Annotated in this window: 13 protein-coding genes and 9 pseudogenes; 2 read left to right on the top strand and 20 right to left on the bottom strand. The window is 52.7% G+C overall.

All coding sequences use genetic code 11. The features are described from left to right. Window positions 1–87: 87 nt before the first annotated feature. Window positions 88–264, bottom strand: coding sequence for a protein YbgS (locus GPOALKHO_RS04070; protein WP_406703119.1), 177 nt, complete (start codon window positions 262–264; stop codon window positions 88–90). 491 nt (window positions 265–755) lie between these two features. Here GPOALKHO_RS04070 and GPOALKHO_RS04075 point away from each other — a divergent pair. Next, a pseudogene (locus tag GPOALKHO_RS04075) lies at window positions 756–1,589 on the top strand (3-deoxy-7-phosphoheptulonate synthase); the annotation flags it as partial. Between the two features lie 75 nt (window positions 1,590–1,664). Here GPOALKHO_RS04075 and gpmA read toward each other — a convergent pair. The 19 genes and pseudogenes from gpmA to GPOALKHO_RS04170 form a co-directional block, all read right to left on the bottom strand. Then, window positions 1,665–2,417, bottom strand: coding sequence for a 2,3-diphosphoglycerate-dependent phosphoglycerate mutase (gene gpmA / locus GPOALKHO_RS04080; RefSeq protein ID WP_406703121.1), 753 nt, complete (start codon window positions 2,415–2,417; stop codon window positions 1,665–1,667). 388 nt (window positions 2,418–2,805) lie between these two features. Then, window positions 2,806–3,594: a cell division protein CpoB gene (gene cpoB / locus GPOALKHO_RS04085; protein WP_406703123.1), complete on the bottom strand. Its 789-nt coding sequence runs from the start codon at window positions 3,592–3,594 to the stop codon at window positions 2,806–2,808. Window positions 3,595–3,603: 9 nt separating this feature from the next. Then, complete coding sequence (gene pal, locus GPOALKHO_RS04090; RefSeq protein ID WP_406703124.1) at window positions 3,604–4,125, bottom strand: peptidoglycan-associated lipoprotein Pal; 522 nt, start codon at window positions 4,123–4,125, stop codon at window positions 3,604–3,606. Between the two features lie 43 nt (window positions 4,126–4,168). Further along, window positions 4,169–5,461: a Tol-Pal system protein TolB gene (gene tolB, locus GPOALKHO_RS04095; protein WP_406703126.1), complete on the bottom strand. Its 1,293-nt coding sequence runs from the start codon at window positions 5,459–5,461 to the stop codon at window positions 4,169–4,171. Window positions 5,462–5,616: 155 nt separating this feature from the next. Next, entirely contained in the window at window positions 5,617–6,504 is an 888-nt protein-coding gene (gene tolA, locus GPOALKHO_RS04100) for a cell envelope integrity protein TolA (RefSeq protein ID WP_406703127.1), read from the bottom strand. A gap of 53 nt (window positions 6,505–6,557) precedes the next feature. Further along, window positions 6,558–6,980, bottom strand: a complete 423-nt coding sequence (gene tolR / locus GPOALKHO_RS04105; RefSeq protein ID WP_406703129.1) for a colicin uptake protein TolR — start codon at window positions 6,978–6,980, stop codon at window positions 6,558–6,560. 15 nt (window positions 6,981–6,995) lie between these two features. Further along, window positions 6,996–7,682 (bottom strand): Tol-Pal system protein TolQ, encoded by a 687-nt coding sequence (gene tolQ, locus GPOALKHO_RS04110; RefSeq protein ID WP_406703131.1) that lies wholly within the window; start codon window positions 7,680–7,682, stop codon window positions 6,996–6,998. Between the two features lie 358 nt (window positions 7,683–8,040). Then, window positions 8,041–8,211 carry a cyd operon YbgE family protein gene (locus GPOALKHO_RS04115; RefSeq protein WP_406703133.1) on the bottom strand — a complete coding sequence of 57 codons (171 nt, stop codon included), beginning with the start codon at window positions 8,209–8,211 and terminating at the stop codon, window positions 8,041–8,043. A gap of 12 nt (window positions 8,212–8,223) precedes the next feature. After that, complete coding sequence (gene cydX, locus GPOALKHO_RS04120; protein WP_406703135.1) at window positions 8,224–8,337, bottom strand: cytochrome bd-I oxidase subunit CydX; 114 nt, start codon at window positions 8,335–8,337, stop codon at window positions 8,224–8,226. 33 nt (window positions 8,338–8,370) lie between these two features. After that, window positions 8,371–8,639, bottom strand: a pseudogene (locus GPOALKHO_RS04125) (cytochrome d ubiquinol oxidase subunit II); the annotation flags it as partial. Between the two features lie 72 nt (window positions 8,640–8,711). Continuing rightward, window positions 8,712–9,109, bottom strand: a pseudogene (locus GPOALKHO_RS04130) (cytochrome ubiquinol oxidase subunit I); the annotation flags it as partial. A 622-nt stretch (window positions 9,110–9,731) separates the two neighbouring features. Beyond that, window positions 9,732–10,268 (bottom strand): annotated as a pseudogene (locus GPOALKHO_RS04135) (succinate--CoA ligase subunit alpha); the annotation flags it as partial. Window positions 10,269–10,273: 5 nt separating this feature from the next. Continuing rightward, a pseudogene (gene sucC / locus GPOALKHO_RS04140) lies at window positions 10,274–11,333 on the bottom strand (ADP-forming succinate--CoA ligase subunit beta); the annotation flags it as partial. Between the two features lie 123 nt (window positions 11,334–11,456). Continuing rightward, on the bottom strand, window positions 11,457–12,677 hold the full coding sequence (gene odhB, locus GPOALKHO_RS04145) for a 2-oxoglutarate dehydrogenase complex dihydrolipoyllysine-residue succinyltransferase (RefSeq protein WP_406703136.1): 1,221 nt from the start codon (window positions 12,675–12,677) through the stop codon (window positions 11,457–11,459). A gap of 16 nt (window positions 12,678–12,693) precedes the next feature. Continuing rightward, complete coding sequence (sucA, locus tag GPOALKHO_RS04150; RefSeq protein WP_406703375.1) at window positions 12,694–15,498, bottom strand: 2-oxoglutarate dehydrogenase E1 component; 2,805 nt, start codon at window positions 15,496–15,498, stop codon at window positions 12,694–12,696. A gap of 207 nt (window positions 15,499–15,705) precedes the next feature. After that, window positions 15,706–16,421, bottom strand: a pseudogene (locus tag GPOALKHO_RS04155) (succinate dehydrogenase iron-sulfur subunit). A 16-nt stretch (window positions 16,422–16,437) separates the two neighbouring features. Beyond that, window positions 16,438–18,006 (bottom strand): annotated as a pseudogene (locus GPOALKHO_RS04160) (FAD-binding protein). Window positions 18,007–18,050: 44 nt separating this feature from the next. Then, a pseudogene (gene sdhD / locus GPOALKHO_RS04165) lies at window positions 18,051–18,372 on the bottom strand (succinate dehydrogenase, hydrophobic membrane anchor protein). A 62-nt stretch (window positions 18,373–18,434) separates the two neighbouring features. Next, window positions 18,435–18,725, bottom strand: a complete 291-nt coding sequence (locus GPOALKHO_RS04170; protein WP_406703377.1) for a succinate dehydrogenase cytochrome b556 large subunit — start codon at window positions 18,723–18,725, stop codon at window positions 18,435–18,437. A 659-nt stretch (window positions 18,726–19,384) separates the two neighbouring features. Here GPOALKHO_RS04170 and GPOALKHO_RS04175 point away from each other — a divergent pair. Beyond that, window positions 19,385–20,402, top strand: a pseudogene (locus GPOALKHO_RS04175) (citrate synthase); the annotation flags it as partial. Window positions 20,403–20,484 lie beyond the last annotated feature (82 nt).

Genomic DNA, 20,484 nt, shown 5'->3' on the forward strand with positions numbered 1-20,484 from the left:
AGTGCTCGCAAATCCCAGAGCGCGATTAGCAAAATCGTTCGGCCCGGCTCGGCTAACTGGTGGCAATGAAACCTCGCGAGTAAAAAATCAGGCAAGAGCCTGATTTGATCTGCCCGATCGGAAGGCGGGCAACGAAGCCAGCTGACAGTTCCGTCGCGGCTTACTGCGTTGTACCATCAGTTTGATACCGTCTGGCGATCCAGTGCCGGTGGTACTGGTTTCTACTTTCTTGTTGACGTCTGGGCAACGGCCATCTTTACACATGATATTTTATGCTGCTCCAGGCCGGAAGCATCGGTATCGGTGGTGGTGTTAGCAGTATTAGTACTGGTTCTACCATTATCGATATCCTTTATTGATATCCTTATTATCAACGCTATTGGGTGCGTTGTTTTGCAGTTCAGCAGCGCCGCCGTCGCTGCCGCCCACGTTAGATCCTTGTCCGGGCGACTACCAGGGGTACTACACCGCTCCCGAGCGTCATAGCCGTAAAAAGCATTGACATTTTACTGATGTTCGTCTGAATAGTTTTTTCTTTTTAACCCATTTTGGTAAAGCCAAGCAGGTAAAAATCTGCTGGAGAGAGAATGTCGAGACGCAGAGCATCCCGCTGCGAAAAATAAAAGTCGGCGCTGACTGGAGGAGCTTTTAATGACGCCTTGTGGATTTACAGCTTACACCACAATGGATAAGATTGAGTTGCCTTTTTCGTCGTGCCAATAATGATTTACTCATTACCGAGATCAACGATTCGCCTCAAATGTAATGATGATCGTCTACTGGTAGTGATTGGCCCCCGTTCGATTCACAATCCGTAAGTCGTTCTGAATATGCCGGACGCCTGCTTAAATTTGAGAAATAGCGTATTACGGTCGGCTGAAAAGGCTAATCAACGCCCCTACATGGACGTCAGTTTCCAAATCAACGAGTGTCTGCGTATCGCGCGCCGTTTATTGACGATTAACGACAGCGGCCTGCCTGAAGCGGGCGAGTGTCTCGATAAATCACCCCACAATATCTGGTTGATTTGATGAGCTGAGGTGCCATTGATGCCCGCGCCCACGAATCTCAGGCGCACTTGTGAGCCGGCTTCCTGGCTTTCCCTGTCGGTGGGTTTCAAAAACGGCACCGACGGCACCATTAAAGTCGCCATTAACGCTATCAACGCCGCCGGCGCGCCGCACTACTTTGTCGGTCACTAAATGAGGCCATTCCGCTATCGTCAACACCAGTGGTAATGCCTATCATATCATTTTGCTCGGCGGCCGCGAACCCAACTACAACACCCTTCACGTGCAGGCCGTGAAGGAAAGCTCGCCAAGGCTCGGGCTGCCGACGCTGGTGATGATCGATTGCAGTCATGCCAACAGCATCAAACAACTTAAAAGCAAATGACCTTGACGGAAGATGTCTGTGAACAGTTAGCGAAACTGGTGTTATCGGGGTGATGGTAGAAGTCACCTGGTGGAAGAAAACCAGGGCGACAGGCCGAATGCTCTGGTGTATGAGCTAGAGCGTGGCGGATGCCTTTATCGGTTGTGATGAAAAAGCAGCTTGCGCCAGCAGTAAGTACGCGCCGGCAGAAATAAAAAACCGCGCCGAACCTCCCTAATAGTGGCGGCCTCGGCACGGCGTCGTCTTGCCGCCATAGGCAGGACGCGCGATTATTTCGCTTTAGCCTGATTAGCGACAGTGGCGACTTTGGCAGCGATTTTGTCAGCGTTGCCGAGGTAGTAGTGCTTAATCGGCTTCATATTGCCATCGAATTCGTACACTAGCGGTACGCCGGTCGGGATGTTCAGTTCCAGAATCTCTTCTTCGCTCAGATTGTCCAGAAATTTCATTATGGCGCGAATGGAGTTGCCGTGCGCGGCGATGATGATCCGTTCACCACTCTTCATGCGAGGCAGAATCGTTTCGTTCCAGTAAGGAATCACGCGATCGATGGTTAACGCCAGGCTTTCGGTGATAGGCAGTTCTGCAGCGGTCAAGTTAGCATAACGCGCATCGTGTCCCGGGAAACGCTCGTCTTCGCGAGTCAGTTCCGGCGGGGTGATCGCAAAACCGCGACGCCACTGTCTTACCTGTTCACAACCGTATTTTTCCGCGGTTTCGGCTTTATTAAGTCCCTGCAGTGCACCGTAATGACGTTCGTTCAGACGCCAGGATTTTTCCACTGGAAGCCAGGCCTGATCCAGTTCGTCCAGGACACTCCAAAGGGTGTGAATAGCGCGCTTCAGTACAGAGGTATAGGCAAAATCAAACACATAGCCTTCCGTTTTCAGTACCTGACCTGCTTGCTTCGCTTCGGTTCGGCCCTTATCAGATAGGTCAATATCGGTCCAACCGGTAAAACGGTTTTCATTGTTCCACTGGCTTTCCCCGTGACGCATCAGAACCAGTTTAGTTGCAGCCATTACGCGACTCCTCACAGTCCTAAGATTGTCATGATAACTCTACGCATTATATAGCCCGCTTATATCAGGCAGCAACCACCAGAGAGCCGACAGTAGGGATAAATTTACTCAGCAAACCGTTTGCAGTGCAAGGAGCCGGTAACGTGTTTGCAAAGTGCAGGCTTCCGTAGACCTTAGCCCGCATGCGGGCTAAGGCCATTCTGGATACTGGGCTGTCGGGTAAAATTCGTTTTCCAGCGCGACACCACTGTGGTTGAGATGTTCGCCGCCTTGGTGAGCCGGTGAGAAAATTGCCGGTATAGAGCTGAAGGGTTCGGCGAAGTGGTACCGTCGGCCGACCAAAGATGGGCGCTGGTCTTCGGCGTTGGTGCCCGATAAATCCGTCAGGTTACAGAGCCGCCAGCCGTTTTCGAGCCTGTTTGGCCGCCTCGGCACTAGGATATAGTTTTCCGACCTGCTGATACACTGCCCGGGCTTTATCTTTCTGGCCTTTCTCCTGCATGATAACGCCTACCTTCAACAGTGCGTCGGGCGCTTTATGGGATTTTGGGTAGGTCTTCGCTACTAGGGCGAAATAATAGAGTGCGTCGTTTTTTCTACCCTGATTATAATTGAGTTGCCCAAGCCAGTAATTGGCGTTGGGTTGATAGGTAGAATCAGGGTAACGTTCAACAAAGTTTCGGAACGCGCTTATGGCCTGCTCGTACTGTTTTTTCTCCAGCACCAGCGCCACCGCCTCATTGTAGTCGGTGTTGGCGTCGCCGATGTCGGAGATGACCGTGTTGGCAGCCGGCGTCACGCCTTGGCTGTCGCCGTCGGTTGGCGTGAATGCCTGTGACTGACCGTCTTGGGAAGCAGCCGGCGATTGGCCAGAGAAGCTATCCATCTGCTGGTAGATCTGTTTTTGCCGCTCGACGACCTGCGACAGCTGGTATTGGTTTTCCTGAATCTGGCCGCGCAGCAAGTCGATATCGCGCTGATTATCGGCGAATTGCTGCTGAAGTTGGGTTAGCAGTTGACTGTGCGCATTGGAAATGCGCTCAAGTTGAGTGACCCTGTCATCTACCGAGCCGGAGCCGATATTGCTAATTGGCGCTTGGGCGGTAACGGCGCAGGGAAGCACCACACCAATCAACAACGACAGACTCAACAGATAAGGTCTGAAGCTATTGCTCATACAAGACTCTTAGTAAAAAACCACGACGGCACGACGGTTTTTAGCGTAAGCGGCTTCGTCGTGACCCAGTACAGCCGGCTTCTCTTTACCGTAAGATACGATAGTGATCTGATCTGCGGATACGCCTTTACTTTGAAGATAGATCTTCACGGTATTAGCGCGGCGTTCGCCCAGTGCGATGTTGTATTCCGGCGTACCGCGTTCGTCCGCATGGCCTTCAATGGTTACTTTATAGGACTGGTTGCCGCGCAGGAAATTAGCGTGATCGTCAAGCATATGAGCGAACTCAGGGCGAATATCGTATTTATCCAAATCGAAGTAAATGATATTGTTGCGCTGAAGCTCTTGCATTTGCAGACGAGCCTGCTCGTCGGACGACGCCTTGTTGCCGTTCATATCCATGCCAGTGCCAGCACCGGTGCCCATGGCAGATTCGTCGCCATTGTTGGCGCTTTTGTGAGAACTACATGCGGCAATCCCCAAGACCAGCACCGCCAACATCAGCCCTTTTAGCACTTTGTTCAGTTGCATCTCATATTCCTTTTATAGTTTGCTATGCGCATTTACACATGCATCACAGATACGGCGACCAGGCAGGAAATTTGACTTGTCCATCGGTTGCCTGAAGACGTGCTTTGCAACGCCCATTAGTCGAGACCAGCTGCAACACGGAACCCAACCCTTGCGAAGCGCTGTAGATAACCATTGTGCCATTGGGAGCGACGCTAGGCGTATCATCCAGAAACGTGTCCGTTAATACTTGCACGGTTCCCGTTACTAGATCTAGTTTAGCGATATGCTGTGCGCCATTGTTGCTGCTAACCATAGCCAGGAACTTGCCGTCCGAGCTCACGTCGGCATCCTGGTTCTGGGAGCCTTCCCAAGACAAGCGCTGCGGCGTACCGCCATTAATATTGATTTTATACACCTGCGGATGGCCGCCCTGGTCGGAGGTGTACGCCAGCGTCTGGCTGTCCGGGAACCAGGTCGGCTCCGTATTATTACTGCGACCGTCAGTCACCTGACGAATCTGACCCGATCCTAAATCCATCACATACAAATTCAGGCTGCCGGTCTTCGACAGCGCAAAAGCCAGCTTACTGCCGTCCGGTGAGAAAGCCGGCGCGCCGTTATGCTGTGGAAAACTCGCCACCTGACGAACAGCCCCGCTATCCAGTGTCTGGATAACCAGCGCCGAGTGGCCACTTTCAAAGGTAACATAGGCCAGCTTGCTGCTATCAGGGGACCAGGCCGGCGACATCAGCGGCTGCGGCGAGCGGTGTACCGGGGTCTGATTATAACCGTCGTAATCAGCTACCCGCAATTCATATGGAAACTGGCCGCCGTTGGTTTGCACCACGTAAGCGATGCGCGTGCGGAACGCACCCTTGATGCCGGTCAACGTCTCAAAAGTCTCATCGCTAACGGCATGTGCTGACCAACGGAGCCATTTGCTCGGCGCTTTAAATTGGTTTTGCGCTAAAACCGCGCCGGGATTACCCGAGGTATCCACCAATTGATAAGACACCATATAGCTGCTGTCCGCGCTCGGCTGCACCTGCCCTACCACCACGGCGTCGATACCCAACGCCGCCCAGGCAACCGGGGTAACTTCCGCCGCGGTGGCCGGCTGCTGTGGCAGGTGGGAAGTGTCTAGCGGGTTGAATTTGCCGCTGTTGCGCAGGTCGGTGGCGACAATGCCAGCGATATTTTCGGGCGCCGCGCCTGGCCCTATCCACCTAAACGGCACTACCCCGATGGGCCTGGCGGAATCCACCCCCTGGGTGATTTCAATGCGCACTTCAGCCTGTAACACGGAAGCCCACAAAATTAATAAACCTAACGCTACTCGAGATGCCTGCTTCATTTCATCTCCCTAACCGACGCCAGGGCAACGGTCGCAATTGCGGAATTATAAATTTTTCGGGTTAAACAACACTACATCTTCCCGTTAGACAACGTAGTTTAAATTTTAAACCGCATCAGGACTATTTGATAAACATTACATTCTTCTACGTGAATTTACTGTGGCGAGAATCCGAGCGTCGCGTTTTTGAATACTTCGTAAACCTGCGGACTAGGCGGCCGCGGAATCGTCGCTAACTTCGCCGCAGATACCGCCGCTTGACATAACGCCGGATCGCCGCCAACGGCGGTGACCGAGATCAGCAAGCCGTCATGCGCCAGCTTGATACGCAGATCGCACATCTTGCCGCTGTAACTGGACGAATCGTAGAACTTATCGCTGATAGCCCGGCTGACTTGCGCTTTATAGGCATTGATTTCCGCCCCACTAGCACCACTTTGTTTGGCCTTACCAGCCCCCGCCGGCGAGCCGCCGACCTTGAGCACGTTTTCGGCTTCGGTCAGGCTGCCTAGCAAGGCATCCACATCGCTGGACCGCCTGGCGACCTTCTTCGCGGCGGGGGCTTTTTTATCTTTCACCACCTGATCAACTTTGGCGTCGGCAACAACGGCTTGTTTTGCTTCCGCCCCCGCCTGTTTCTTGGCTTCGACCGCAGCCTGCTGCGCTTGCATTTCCGCCTGTTGTTTCGCTACCTCTTGCGCCTGTTTTTGTTGTTCAGTCTGATTGCGCTGTTGCGCTTCGACCGCTTCCTGCGCAGCCAGACGCTGTTTTTTTAGCGCTTTTAAGCGCTGCTTCTCTGCCGCCTGTTTTTGCCGCAGCTTTTCTTCTTGCTGCACATCGGTTTGCTGCTGACGGTTATGTTGCTGCACCACGGCGTCGGGATCGACCATCACAGCGTTGATAGATGACCTGCCGCCCGCACTGGATTCTTGTGGCTGATGAATCGAACTCCAGATCAATACAGCGATCAGGATGCAATGCAGTGCAATCGACAGAATAATGGCACGTTTGAACTTGTCGTTCTGTTCAGTAGCCTTCAACACAATCTATTCCCAGAAGGGGTTGGCCGGTAATCATGTGCGTCACCAGCCTACCGTCAGATAGGCTGCGTCATCAGACCGACCGACTTCACGCCGGCCTGATGCAGAAAGTTCAGCACCTGGATGATTTCATCATAAGGCACATCCTTGGCGCCGCCTATCAAAAACACCGTTTTGGGATTGGCGATGATACGAGCGCGCGCCTCGGAAATCACTTTTTCGGAGGGCAGTTGATCCTGACGCTGGCGATCGGCCACCAGACTGTATTGGCCGATACCTGCCACCTCGACGATCACCGGCGGATTATCATCGTTGCCGACGGTTTTGGAGTCAGTCGCATTAGGCAAATCCACCTCAACGCTCTGAGTTATAATCGGCGCTGTCGCCATAAAAATTAACACCAGCACCAGCAGAACATCGAGCAAGGGGACGATGTTAATCTCGGACTTAATTTCTCTGCGCGAGCATCTTCTAGCCATCCTCTACCCTCTTGCTTACTTAGGGCTTTCGCTGGAGAAAGCCTGTCGATGCAGGATGGCAATGAACTCTTCGGTAAAGTTGTCGTAGCTCCGCTCGAGCTTGTTGACGCGCAAGCTCAGATCGTTGAACGCCATAACCGCGGGAATGGCGGCGAAAAGACCAATGGCGGTGGCGATGAGCGCTTCGGCTATCCCAGGCGCAACTATCTGTAGTGTGCTCTGTTTGACCGCGCCAAACCCGACGAAAGCACGCATGATGCCCCATACCGTGCCGAATAGACCGATATACGGACTGATGGAGCCGACGGTGCCGAGAAACGGAATATGGGTTTCCAGCGCTTCCAGCTCGCGGTTCATTGAAATACGCATGGCGCGCGAGACGCCCTCCACTACCGCCTCGGGGGCGTGGCTGTTGGCGCGACGCAAGCGTGCGAACTCTTTAAAGCCGGCATAGAAAATCTGCTCGGAGCCGCTCAGGCTGTCGCGTCGCGTCAGGCTTTCCTGATACAGGCGAGACAATTCGATACCGGACCAGAATTTGTCCTCAAAGATTTCCGCTTCACGTGCGGCGGAGGTCAAAATACGGGAACGCTGAATAATGATCGCCCAGGAGGCGATGGACAAGCATATCAAAATCAGCATGATCAGTTTTACCAAAAAGCCAGCTTTCAGGAACAGAACAAAGATGTTCATGTCGGTCACTACTTCAACTCCGCGACAAAAGACGTAGGAAGCGCAATCGGCTTCAATTACTGTAGATCAACACATGCGATGCGTCGCACCACGAAAACCGCGTTCGCGCGCATGACGCGTGCTGATGGAAATTACACTTGCGTAGCATTGGTACGCGCGCGTTCAGTAAGAGGCGACGTAGTGCATTGGAGACCACGCCGCTAGCGTGAAATACGAAATACTCACTCCACCATCCAACAACGCCAACGGTGCTTACTATACGCAAGACAGATCGCATTGGGAATGGGAAAATATTTTAGGTTCCTTACATTACTGGCTTAAAGGACCATGTAAAGTTATTATGAAAAACTGTAAATCAGGGCGCCGATCATAACCCATATCGCCGGCCCAAAATGATAACCAATTCTCTGCCACCAGAAAGAGAACTGATCTGAGCGGCAAAACGCGAAGATGTCCAGAAAACACAGCCCGCAAGGGTGAGTACCATGACCAAGAAAAGTGCCCACAGAGGGCGATTATCCGTCAGATCATACAGCAAGGGTCTACCCTGTCATTTCAGAGCATCTTTGCCACGGGTATCTTCCAGATGCTCAAGCGACAGCGCGATAATGATGCCGAAGGTGAAGGCCAACAGCGTTCCTAAAATCCAGGCGAAATACCACATGGCTAAGCTTCTTAACTCAATACAGCAAATGCGTCAATACAGAAAATGCGTGTTTTGTTCAATATGTTCTTTGGTGATGCGACCGAACATCTTGTGGTAGCACCAGATGGTATAGAGCAGCACAATCGGCACGAAAATGATCGCCACCACCGTCATAACTTTCAACGTCCTCAGGCTCGACGCCGCGTCCCACAGAGTCAGGCTGGCGTTGGGCGCTGCGCTCGCGGCATGATGAGCGGAAACAGCGCGATCCCCATAATCAGGATGATGCAGGCCACAGTCAACGAAGAGAAGATAAACGCTAAGGGATCTGTACCGTTAAATGGTTGGTTTGTTTTTCCTAATTTGGCAGGCCGAACCAGGAAGAACAAAGTAGTAAAAGAGGCCGGCGCAGGCGCGGTGTTCCATTTCGCCTCGATAGCGGCCAGCTTGGTTTTTACACGTCGCCCTTCATAGTCGGACTCATCCTCCAGCAAGATGGCCGACAGCACCGCCGCCATGCCGAAAGAGGCAGCGATGGAGAACGAGCGTTTGGCAAAGATAATATCGCACCCCTCCAGTAGATAGTAAGAGCCGATGCCAAGAACGAATATTGTGCCGGTGTAGTAACCCAGCCAACACGGTATGCACGAATTTCACCCGCGCCACCGGATTGAGCACCAGATCGGCGAAGCCTTACCGAGGCGATCCCAACTGAAAAGAACAACAAGACGAAAATAGATTCCAGGAAGAAGGCCATCAACCCTGCGATGGCCAACGATTCGTCGAACATAATGACTTTTGCTCTTCGCAGGTAGGAGTTCACATGTATCGCTGCAGCCGTACTCGTGAACAGAAAAGCCGGAAAGGCGCGGTGAATAATAATGGCTTTATGGTTATCATTAACCGCCTGCCGCTTCGGGTTCTTGAGTAGGGGGGAGTTAGCGCAGACGGACCAAAGAAATACCAACATAACTGGTTGGGAATGCCCGTATAGCATTTACCCTCAGGATAAACAATATTTTTAGTGATGGAGGTATTAAAACCGTATAATGCTCAAATCCGGCGCGATATGGCGTTCCGATTAAAATTGCGCTGGCGCAACATTGCGGCCAGAACAGTATATGATGCGCAGTTAAATATTGATTTAACGCAATAAAATAGGCTCATCGCGCGATAGCGCACGTTTATTAAAATAGTTGACGGTCATCACTTCGTCATCATTGTGGTATGAGATTATTTCTACGCCGCCGGAAAGCGTTTTTTCATCGCGGCGAATAGCCGCTCACGCTTCAGCCTGGACGACGAGGATGTCGTAAACGTCGACGTTATGGAAAAGGCCGACCGTGGGCGGCTTGGTGCATTGTCGCCGCAGCGGGCGGCAGGTATGTTCGCTGGCTTCCGGCGGGGTCGTATCAGTTTAACAAAATGCGCTTTAGCGCTTCGCCAATATCAGCCAGACTGCGCACGGTCTTAACGCCCACCGCTTCCAGTGCGGTGAATTTTTCGTCGGCCGTGCCTTTACCGTCAGTGATAATTGCGCCGGCATGGTCCATACGTTTACCCTTCGGCACTGTGACGCCGGCGATATAGCCAACCACTGATTTAGTGACGTGATCCTTGATATAGGCGGCGGCCTCTTTCTGCGCGCTGCCGCCGATTTCGCCTATCATCACGATGGCTTTCGTCTTTCGAACCTGGGATCGGATCGTCGCCGATACCCACGCAGTTGGATTGCCCGAGACCGGTGTCGGTGGTTTGCTTTACCGCTTCGTAGTTAGAGTACCGGAGCGGGAAACGATACCCGCCCGGGCAGGCTGATGGATATGCCCCGGCATGATACCGATTTTGCATTCTCCAGGAGGGAGAATGCCCGGGCAGTTCGGCGCGATCATGCGCACCTTGCTTTGCTCAAGCTTTGCTTTCAGCGTCAGCATATCCAGCGTCAAAATAGACATTACTTACCCTTCACCGCGGCGACAACCTGTTGAGCCGCGTCGGTCAGATTTGTGGCAGCGATAATGTTTAGCTCGCTGTTGGCCAATCGCTTGGCGCTCAGTTTGGCATTATTCCCTTCCAGACGCGCCACCACGGGGACGCTGACGCTCGCCTCAGATGCTGCGCCGATGATGCCGTCAGCAATCAAATCGCAGCGAACGATACCGCCGAAAATATTGACCAGCACCGCTTTCACCTTCTCATCCGACAGGATTATCTCGAACGCTTCGGTCACGCGCTCCTTGGTGGCGCCGCCGCCCACGTCAAGGAGTTAGCCGGTCCACCGCCGTGCAGTTTGATGGTATCCATCCATCGCCAAGCCTGCCCCGTTCACCATACAGCCGATATTGCCGTCTAGTGCTACATCATATAGTTCAGCTCCCATTGGGCGACGTGCGCTTCGCGTTCGTCTTCTTGACTATGAGCGCGCATTTCGCGCAGTTCCAGTTGGCGGAACAGTGCATTACCGTCAGAGTTCAGTTTACCGTCAAGGCAGATAAGATCGCCGGCGCCGGTATTCACCAACGGGTTGATTTCCACCAGCGCCAGATCGCGCTCTAAAAACAACATCGCTAGCCCAATGAAAAATTTTACTGAATTGGGTAACCTGCTTGCTGATCAAGCCCAATTTAAACGCTAGTTCGCGGCCATGATAAGGTTGCGGACCGGTAAATGGATCTAGCGCTACTTTGTGAATCAGGTACGGCGTCTCTTCCGCCACTTTTTCAATTTCCACACCACCCTCGGTAGATGCCATTAAACACCACACGGCGCGTACTGCGGTCTACTACCACTCCAAGATACAGCTCCTTCGCGATGTCAAGGCCGCTTCCAGCAATGATAACCGGTTGACCCAACGCGTCTGTCTGGTACGTCACCAGACGCTTACCAAGCCATTGTTCCGCGAAGGCGCGGATCTCTTCTTTCGATTTAACCACCTTGACACCGCCGAATGTATCGCGGCCGCCTGCATGTACCTGGCATTTCATCACCCAGGGGCCAGCGCCGATTGAGGAAGATATTCATGTAAATTCATGATGTTATCTCCCTCTTCATCTGGAGGGAATCGGCGGCGCATCGCCCTAATTCGGCACCAAGCCGTGGACCTCGGACGGCGGCTTTAGGCCGCCAGAGATCACTTGCTAAACGTCCAACAACAGGCGAGTAGGGTCTTCCAGCATCTCTTTTACCGTAACTAGGAAGCTTATGGATTCTTTTCCGTCGATAAGTCTGTGGTCGTAGGAAAGTGCCAGATACATCATCGGCAGAATGACCACCTGCCCCCCAACCGCCATCGGCCGATCTTTAATGGCATGCATGCCAAGAATCGCGCTTTGCGGCGGGTTGATAATGGGTGTCGACATCAGCGAGCCAAATACGCCGCCGTTGGTAATAGTGAAGTTACCGCCGGTCAGCTCCTCGACTTTCAGCTTACCATCGCGGCCCTTAATGGCGAATTCATGGATTTTCTTCTCGATATCGTCCATCCCCAGCGCGTCGATATCCTTTAATACCGGCGTTACCAGACCGCGCGGTGTAGATACCGCGATGCTGACGTCAAAATAGTTGTGGTAAACCACATCTTCGCCGTCAATGTAGGCATTCACTTCCGGGAACCGTTTCAACGCTTCCAATACCGCCTTTATATAGAAGGATATGAAACCCAGACGGATACCGTAGCGTTTTTCAAACACGTCGCCGTATTGCTTGCGCAGATCCATCACCGGCTGCATGTTTACCTCATTAAAGGTGGTCAGCATAGCAGTGCTGTTTTTTACTTCCAGTAAGCGTTCGGCCATGCGCCTACGCAGGCGGGTCATTGATACGCGTTTTTCGCTGCGGTTGCCGAGCGCTGGCGGCTCGGTTTTAGACTGAGCGGCGACAGGGGCCGGCGTAGTGCTCTGCCGCCCAGCGATGTGTTTTGCAACATCTTCACGGGTGAGGCGTCCACCTACTCCGCTGCCTTTGATGGCCTCGGGATTAATATCGTGCTCGGCGATGAGACGGCGAATGGCCGGGCTCAGCGCGTTGTTGCTCCCATCTTCCAAACCTGTTGTGCGGCGCTGGGTCGTGGTGGCTTCCTGGTTCTGGGATTTCTCGGACGTCGCTTGACCGGTACTACCGCCAGGGCGCAGACGCCCCAGCACCTGACGGGCAGTAACAGTAGCACCTTCGTCTTCCAATAATGTTTCCAGAACGCCAGCTTCGGGCGCTGGAACTTCCAGTATCACTTTGTCGGTTTCAATCTCGACCAGCACCTCATCACGCTGAACACTGTCACCTGGCTTTTTATGCCAGGTAGCGACGGTGGCGTCCGCGACCGATTCAGGCAGGTCAGGCACCAGAATGTCTACGCTACTCATTCTCTATCCTTAATTATTAATTAACGTTCAGCGCATCGTTGACCAAATTTTTTTGCTGGGTCTGGTGCATAGACAAATACCCCACCGCCGGCGAGGCGGAAGCGGGACGACCGGCATAATCTAGCACGGCGCCCTTGGATATTACTTCGCGGAAATGGTGCTGGCTGCAATACCAGGCGCCCTGATTCTGCGGCTCCTCCTGGCACCAGACGAAATCCTGAACGTGCGCATAGGGGGCCAGCGCCTCCCTAACCGCCTGCAGCGGGAACGGATAGAGCTGTTCAATGCGCACGATGGCCACGTCCCGCTGCCCGCTTTTACGCCGTTGATCTAACAAATCATAATAGACTTTGCCGGAACACATCACGATGCGCTTGACACCATGCGGGTCAAGCGCATCGACTTCGCCGATGGCGGGCTGGAACGTGCCGTTAGCCAGTTCATCCATGGAGGAGATAGCCAGCGGATGACGCAGCAGCGACTTGGGCGACATAACAATCAGCGGCCGACGCATATTGCGCAACGCCTGACGCCGCAGCATGTGATAGACCTGCGCCGGGGTCGATGGGACGCAGACTTGCATATTTTGTTCAGCGCACAGCTGGAGATAGCGCTCCAGGCGGGCTGAGGAGTGCTCCGGCCCCTGCCCTTCATAGCCGTGCGGCAGCAGCACCACTAGGCCGCACATCTGTCCCCATTTCTGTTCACCGGAACTGATAAATTGATCGATAACCACCTGTGCGCCGTTGGCGAAGTCGCCGAATTGCGCTTCCCAAATCACTAAAGTACGCGGCGCGGCGGTGGAGTAACCGTATTCAAACGCCAGCACCGCCTCCTCAGATAGTACTGAGTCCCAAATACGGAAGCTGCCCTGGCCGTTGTGAATATGGGCCAGCGGAGTATAGCTCGATCCGTTTTTCTGGTTATGCACCACCGCATGACGGTGGAAGAATGTACCGCGGGTGGTGTCCTCCCCCGACAAACGAATGGGAATCCCCTCGTCCAGCAGCGTGGCATAGGCCAACGTTTCGGCGCCGCCCCAATCGAAAGGCTTTTCACCGCGCCCCATCGCAGCGCGGTCGTGATAAATTTTTGCAACCCGCGGTTGCATTTCGATGCCGGCCGGCACCTCGCTGATACGATGCGCCAGAGCCTGCAAATGCTTACCTTCCACCTGACTGGGGTACTCTTCGTCCCAGTCGTGATTGAGATAGCGCCGCCAGGCGAAGGAGTGCATATTCATCTGCCGCCACTCTTTCACTACGCACTCGCCCTGTTCCAGCGTGTCGCGGAACACATTTACCATTTCGGTGGCATCAGCAAGGGTGATAATGCCGTCGCGCTCCAGACGATCGGCGTAGATTTTGCGCGGCGTAGGGTGTTTTTTGATCTTCTGATACATCAGCGGCTGAGTGGCGCTCGGCTCATCGGCCTCGTTGTGGCCGTGGCGGCGATAGCACACGAGGTCAATTATGAAGTCACGCTTGAAGGTATTGCGGAAATCCAGCGCTACGCGGGTAACAAACGCCACTGCTTCGGGGTCATCGGCGTTAACGTGGAAAATCGGCGCCTGAACCATTTTGGCGATATCAGTGCAATATTGCGTAGAGCGGGCGTCGTGTGGATTGGAGGTGGTGAAACCGACCTGGTTGTTAATCACGACGCGCACCGTCCCACCGACGTCGTAGCCGCGCGCCTTGGACATGTTCAGGGTTTCCTGCACCACACCCTGACCGATGATGGCCGCATCGCCGTGCAGTGTGATGGGCAGTACCATACTGCTGCTTTGTTCATCCAGCCGATCAATACGCGCCCGCACTGATCCCATCACTACAGGGCTGACGATTTCCAGATGCGAGGGGTTAAACGCCAGCGCCAGATGTACCACCCCGCCCTCGGTTTCAACATCGGAGGAGAAGCCCTGATGGTACTTCACGTCACCGGTGCCCAAGTACTCTTTGTGCTTGCCGGCGAACTCGTCGAACAGATCCTGTGGCTTTTTGCCCAGCACATTGACTAGCACGTTCAAACGGCCGCGATGCGTCATCCCTAGTACAATTTCCCGCGTGCCATTGCTACCGGCATAGCGCACCATCTCTTTTAGCATTGGGATCAGAACGTCGCCACCTTCCAGCGAGAAGCGCTTGGCTCCTGGAAATTTGGCCCCTAAATAACGCTCTATCCCTTCCGCCGCAGTTAGCTCGGCGAGAAAACGCCTTTTCTCTTCGTGGCTGAAGCTTGGCTGCCCCATTATTGACTCGATGTGCTGCTGGATCCAGCGTTTTTCTTCGGTATTGGTGATGTGCATATATTCGGCGCCGATGGCGCCGCAGTAGGTCTTTTTCAGCGCCTCGTACAAATCCGCCAGTTTCATGGTGTCGCGGCTGATGGCGAACGAACCGACACTGAACGTCTCCTGGAAGTCGACGTCGGTGAGGCGATAGAAAGCGGGATCCATATCAGGAACCGTTTCCTGTTTCCATAACTCCAAAGGGTCTAGATTGGCGTGCTGATGACCGCAGAAGCGAAAAGCGTCAATAAGTTCTAGGACCTTCAACTGCCTGGGGTCGATGTCCGGATCATTGACCGAGGCAGTATAACGTGTTGCGTCCTTAGCCAGGCGGCGGAAGTACTGTGTTTTGGAATGGAGTTGATCGGGACTGACACCCTCGGTTAGTAGCTGTTTAAAAATCGTACGCCAGCTCGCATCGACAGAGTTAGGTTCCGTCAAAAAATCTTCATAGAGCTGCTCTATGTAGGACTGGTTTGCACTCGCTAGATAGGAGGAATCCAACCAGACATTCATTGCGCCGTTCTGCATCATGATCCCTTAAGCTTGTTAATCTTCAGTTTCGCCATGGTTAGCCCGTAATCGGATAACATATAAGCAGTTCAGGTAACGGATCACCTCTGCGATGTCATCGTATCCGAAGTAACCTTTGAAAAGCGGCTTGCGGTGAGGCTGCTAACCGATTTTCAAAGGTTCCTGCGTCGCCACTGCTGCAGAGGACGGGAGCAGGCGCGCCCGTTAGGCGCTGTAGCTCACCGGCATATTCTTGATATGACCGATAGCCTTGGCGGGGTTAAGTCCCTTTTGGCATACGCTGACACAATTCATAATTCTGTGACAGCGAAAAACGCTGAAAGCGTCTTTCAAATCATCCAACCGCGCCTGCTGATGGGTATCACGGTTGTCGATTAAGAAACGATAAGAGACCAAAAGCCCCGCCGGCCCGATGAATTTATCGGGGTTCCATCAGAAAGAGGGGCAGAAAGTGGAACAGCAGGCGCAGAAAATGCACTCATACAGCCTGTCCAGCTTGGCGCGCTGCTCTGGCGATTGCAGTGTTCACGTGTCGATGGATTGCAGCCGTCGTTAATCAAGAAGGGCTTGATCTTCTCGTACTGGGCATAGAACTGCCCTATGTCCACTACCAGATCGCGGACGGACGGGCAGCCCGGGCAGCGGGCGGATGACGATTTTATGGTCGCCCTTACGCAGCATTGACAGTGGCGTAATGCACGCCAGACCGTTCTTACCGTTCATATTAACGCCATCGGAGCCGCAAACCCCTTCCCGGCAGGAGCGGCGGAACGACAGGCTCGGATCAGTTCTTTCAGCTGGATTAATGCATCCAGCAGCATCATATCACACCCCTTCTCCACAGTGAGAGTATAGTCCTGCATGCGCGGCTTATCGTTGACATCGGGATTGTAGCGATAGATGGAAAATTCAACCTTCATGCATTCATCTTCCGTCTTAGTAGGTACGCACTTCCGGCGGGAACGCCGGGCATAACGTCGGTTGCATGTTGACTTTACGACGCATCATGCTGTCCCTTTCAGGAAGATATAGCGAGTGGCACAGCCAGTTTTCATCGTCGCGGTCCGGGAAGTCAAAACAGCTGTGGGCGCCGCAGCTTTCAGTACGGAAATTTGCCGAGAGCGCGGTGGAGTAAGCGGTTTCCATCGGGTTATCTGGCTCCAGGCACTCTACGCACTGGGTGTTGAATTCTGTCGAGGTGTCGTCCAAACGAGCATAATGCAAACGCTCGCGGATCTCTTTCAGTTCTGCATACAGGCCTGTAACGCTTTACGGATCTCAACCGGATTTTCGCCGCTACGATTGTTGTTCCAGCGGTGATAATAGCGGCTGCACGACGCATCAATGTCATCGCCGCTAGCATCGCGAGACGGCCCCTGCTCTTGCAGTGACTCCTGTAAATACATCCCTGCCGCGCGGACAAATAAATCCAGTAGGGACTTGCCACCCAACCGGTTGGCGCCGTGTACCAACACGCAAGCGATTTCGCCCACCCGAGCAGGCCGGGGTCACCACATCCTCGCCATGGGCGTTGACGGTAATCGCCTGGCCGCTGACCTTGGTCGGAATGCCGCCCATCATGTAGTGGCAAGTGAGGATAACCGGAATCGGTTCTTTGACCGGGTCCACGTGGGCGAAGGTACGCGACAGCTCCAGAATGCCGGGCAGACGCGATTCCAAAACTTCTTTCCCTACCAGCTTCAATTTCGCGTGCGGCCCCCAGTGACCTTCGCAGTCACAGCCTTCGCAGATTTCAATCATAATCGAACGCGCCACCACGTCGCGACCCGCCAAATCTTTGGTGTTGGGCGCATAACGCTCCATGAAGCGCTCGCCGTTTTTATTTAGCAGGTAACCGCCTGCACCACGACAACCCTCGGTTACCAGCACCCCAGCGCCGGTGGCGAGAATGGTCGTGCGCGCTTTGAAATGCGCCACTTCGCCGGTTTCAATACACAGCGCGGTGCAGCCCACGATCACTACATCCTGATTTTTCACCAAATCAATGGAATGCCACTCGGGAAAAATGGTCGTGTGATTTTTCAGGTTCTGCTGATATAAGGGTATGTAGCAGCGCATGTCCGGTACGGTCGGCGGCAGCAGCGGTGCGCGCAGCCTGTTCGCCGCCATAATTCAGCGACTGGCCGCCAAACGGGCGCTGATAGATACGTCCGTTATCAAGACGGGAAAACGGCAGTCCCATATGTTCAAGTTCCAGCACCGCTTCCGAGTCGGTTTTGAACATGTATTCGATAGCGTCCTGGTCGCCGATATAGTCGGACCCTTTACCGTATCGTACATGTGCCACTGCCAGTTATCTTCATGGCTGTTGCCGAGCGTGATGGTGATACCGCCCTGCGCCGATACCGTATGGGAACGTATGGGAAACACTTTGGACATTAACGCGCACGACAGCCCAATTTTGGAGATCTGTAGCACGGCGCGCATGCCCGCGCCTCCCGCTCCGATAACCACAATGTCAAATTCTCTTACCGGCAATGTCATCGACTACGCCCCTACACCGCAACAGTTACATGAAGTAAATAAAGTTACATGAAGTAAATAACCATTAATATGATAACGATAGCCAATTGCAGCAGCAGTCGCAGCGCCAAAGGCTTGATGTAATCCGTTAATACCTGCCACATGCCTATCCAGGTGTACACCAGGATGGAAAACAGGGTTATTAGTAGAGTAAAGACTTTCTGGGAGTAGCAAAAAACCGCGCCAGACGCCATAGGTGAAAGTATCTGCAATCAGGATAAAACCGAGCAGATAAATAATGTAAAGGCAAATTACGATGGCGGATGTACGAACCAATAACCATTCATGTACTCCGCTACGCCCTAATGCCGAAGCATTGCTTACCATACGAGGACTCCAGCCAAAATAGATAGCACGGCAGCTAGCAAAATGTAACATTTGCGGTGGTTTTATCCATCGCAAACGTTTTTTCCAGATAGCCAAAATCCATCCAGATAGCCAAAATCCATCAGCATGAGACGAATTCCGCTAAGGGTGTGGTAGGCCAGCGCGGTCAATATTCCCCAAAAAATAAATTTAACGATGAAGCCATCCATCATGGGGCAGCCTGAATGAAACCTGAAGAGAGAAATAAGCTGAGAACCTAAAGCAGAATGCCGATAGCCACAAACATGATGACCCCGGACACACGATGAAGAATGGATGCTATTGCAGGGGAACCTGATCGTTTGCAGATTCAGGTTGACAGGACTTTGCTTTGTTACGGCTTTTCATTATATTATACTCTTTCATCTGCTTCTCTGGATCAGATGAGCGTTAATAGGATAAAGTAACGTCATGTGTAAAGTTGTAATTCTTTATACATAAATGACGCGCTAAATAACGCGAAACCATGTTAAAGTATATGGCTTTTATACGGCTTTCATATTATAATTACAATTACCATATAAATAGTTTTTGAAAATTTTTACAAATTAGTGAACACCGTCACGATTTTCACATTTCCTATATAAGTGTGTGCATCTGCATTGACAATTAAAGCAACATTTTGATTACAAATAATCCGACTTATATACTATAAGTCGACACTTCGCTGTGATTCAGTTTATACAACAATGTGAAAACGCCTTGACCCGTAGGTTAAATCTTCACCACCAAGGTAAACCGTTCGTTTGCCCTTTTGGGTAAAGCGTCAAGCTGTGCTCTACGCCAGGCGGACGGAAAATAAACGCCTTAGCACCACATGTAGTGAAAGATTGCGTTTATACGCGCTAATGAGAATGTAATGGCTGAAAATAAAGCAACTTTTACCCCTGATGGATTTGCTAACGGGCACCATGGGTGAAAAAGAAATCGAGATCCACAATCTGGGAAACCAAGTGTATTTCACTTTCTATCTATCCTGCTGAACGGCGCAGCGCCGACCCGTGAGCAATTAGATAAGTTCCGCACTATCATCACCCGCCATACCATGATTCATGAACAGATTACCCGGCTGTTCCACGGTTTTCGGCGCGCCCATCCGATGGAGGTGATGTGCGGGGTTACCGGTGCGCTGGCGGCGTTCTATTACGACTCACTGGATGTTAACATCGAACGACACCGAAATCGCCGTGTTCCGCCTATTGGCAAAATGCCTACCGTGGCCGTTATGTGCTACAGGTATTCCATTGACCAGCCGTTTATCTACCCGCGCATGTCCTATGCCGGTAACTTTCTGCATATAATGTTCGCCATGCCGTGCGAAACTTATGAGGTCAATCCGGTTCTGGAACGCGCCATAGATCGTATTCTCATTTTGCATGCCGATCATGAACAGAACGCCTCCACTTCGACGGTCCGTACCGCAGCTCCTCCGGTGCCAATCCGTTCGCTGGTATCGCAGCAGGAATCGCCTCGCTGTGGGGGCAGCCCACGGTGGCGCCAACGAGGCCTGTCTGCGGATGCTCGAAAAGATCAACAAAGTGGAATATATCCCTGAGTTCATCAAACGCGCCAAGGGTAAAACGATTCGTTCCGCCTGATTGGCTTCGACCATCGCATGTATAAAATTACGATTGTATAAAATTACGATCTGCGCGCGGCCGTGATGCGGAAAATCTGCCATGAAGTCTTAAAAGAGCTCGAGCTTTCGGATGATTTACTAGAGGTAGCCATGGAGCTTGAGCATATCGCGCTACATGACCCGTACTTTAAAGAGCGAAAGCTGTATCCCAACGTCGATTTTTTGCTTTGGCATCATTTTGAAGGCCATGGGAATCCCCTCAACCATGTTCACAGTTATTTTCGCCGTGGCGCGTACAGTTGGCTGGATAGCCCACTGGAAAGAGATGTACGATGATGGTTTGAAGATCGCCCGTCCGCGCCAGCTTTACACCAGCTATGCCCAGCGGGATTTTCACAGTCAGAGCAAATAACCCTGCCTCAACCCCTGGCGGGGTTTGAGCCCCGCCCATTTATTGCTGAGTCTTACGCCTTGCTGAGTTAGTCATCCTAAGC

It is taken from the genome of Sodalis sp. (in: enterobacteria) (assembly GCF_036327475.1).
In the GTDB taxonomy this organism is placed as follows: Bacteria; Pseudomonadota; Gammaproteobacteria; order Enterobacterales; family Enterobacteriaceae.

Coding starts and splice junctions, on each gene's coding strand:
- GPOALKHO_RS04070 (WP_406703119.1), bottom strand. CDS start 264: ATGTGTAAAGATGGCCGTTGCCCAGACGTCAACAAGAAAGTAGAAACC.
- gpmA (WP_406703121.1), bottom strand. CDS start 2,417: ATGGCTGCAACTAAACTGGTTCTGATGCGTCACGGGGAAAGCCAGTGG.
- cpoB (WP_406703123.1), bottom strand. CDS start 3,594: ATGAGCAATAGCTTCAGACCTTATCTGTTGAGTCTGTCGTTGTTGATT.
- pal (WP_406703124.1), bottom strand. CDS start 4,125: ATGCAACTGAACAAAGTGCTAAAAGGGCTGATGTTGGCGGTGCTGGTC.
- tolB (WP_406703126.1), bottom strand. CDS start 5,461: ATGAAGCAGGCATCTCGAGTAGCGTTAGGTTTATTAATTTTGTGGGCT.
- tolR (WP_406703129.1), bottom strand. CDS start 6,980: ATGGCTAGAAGATGCTCGCGCAGAGAAATTAAGTCCGAGATTAACATC.
- cydX (WP_406703135.1), bottom strand. CDS start 8,337: ATGTGGTATTTCGCCTGGATTTTAGGAACGCTGTTGGCCTTCACCTTC.
- odhB (WP_406703136.1), bottom strand. CDS start 12,677: ATGAGTAGCGTAGACATTCTGGTGCCTGACCTGCCTGAATCGGTCGCG.
- sucA (WP_406703375.1), bottom strand. CDS start 15,498: ATGCAGAACGGCGCAATGAATGTCTGGTTGGATTCCTCCTATCTAGCG.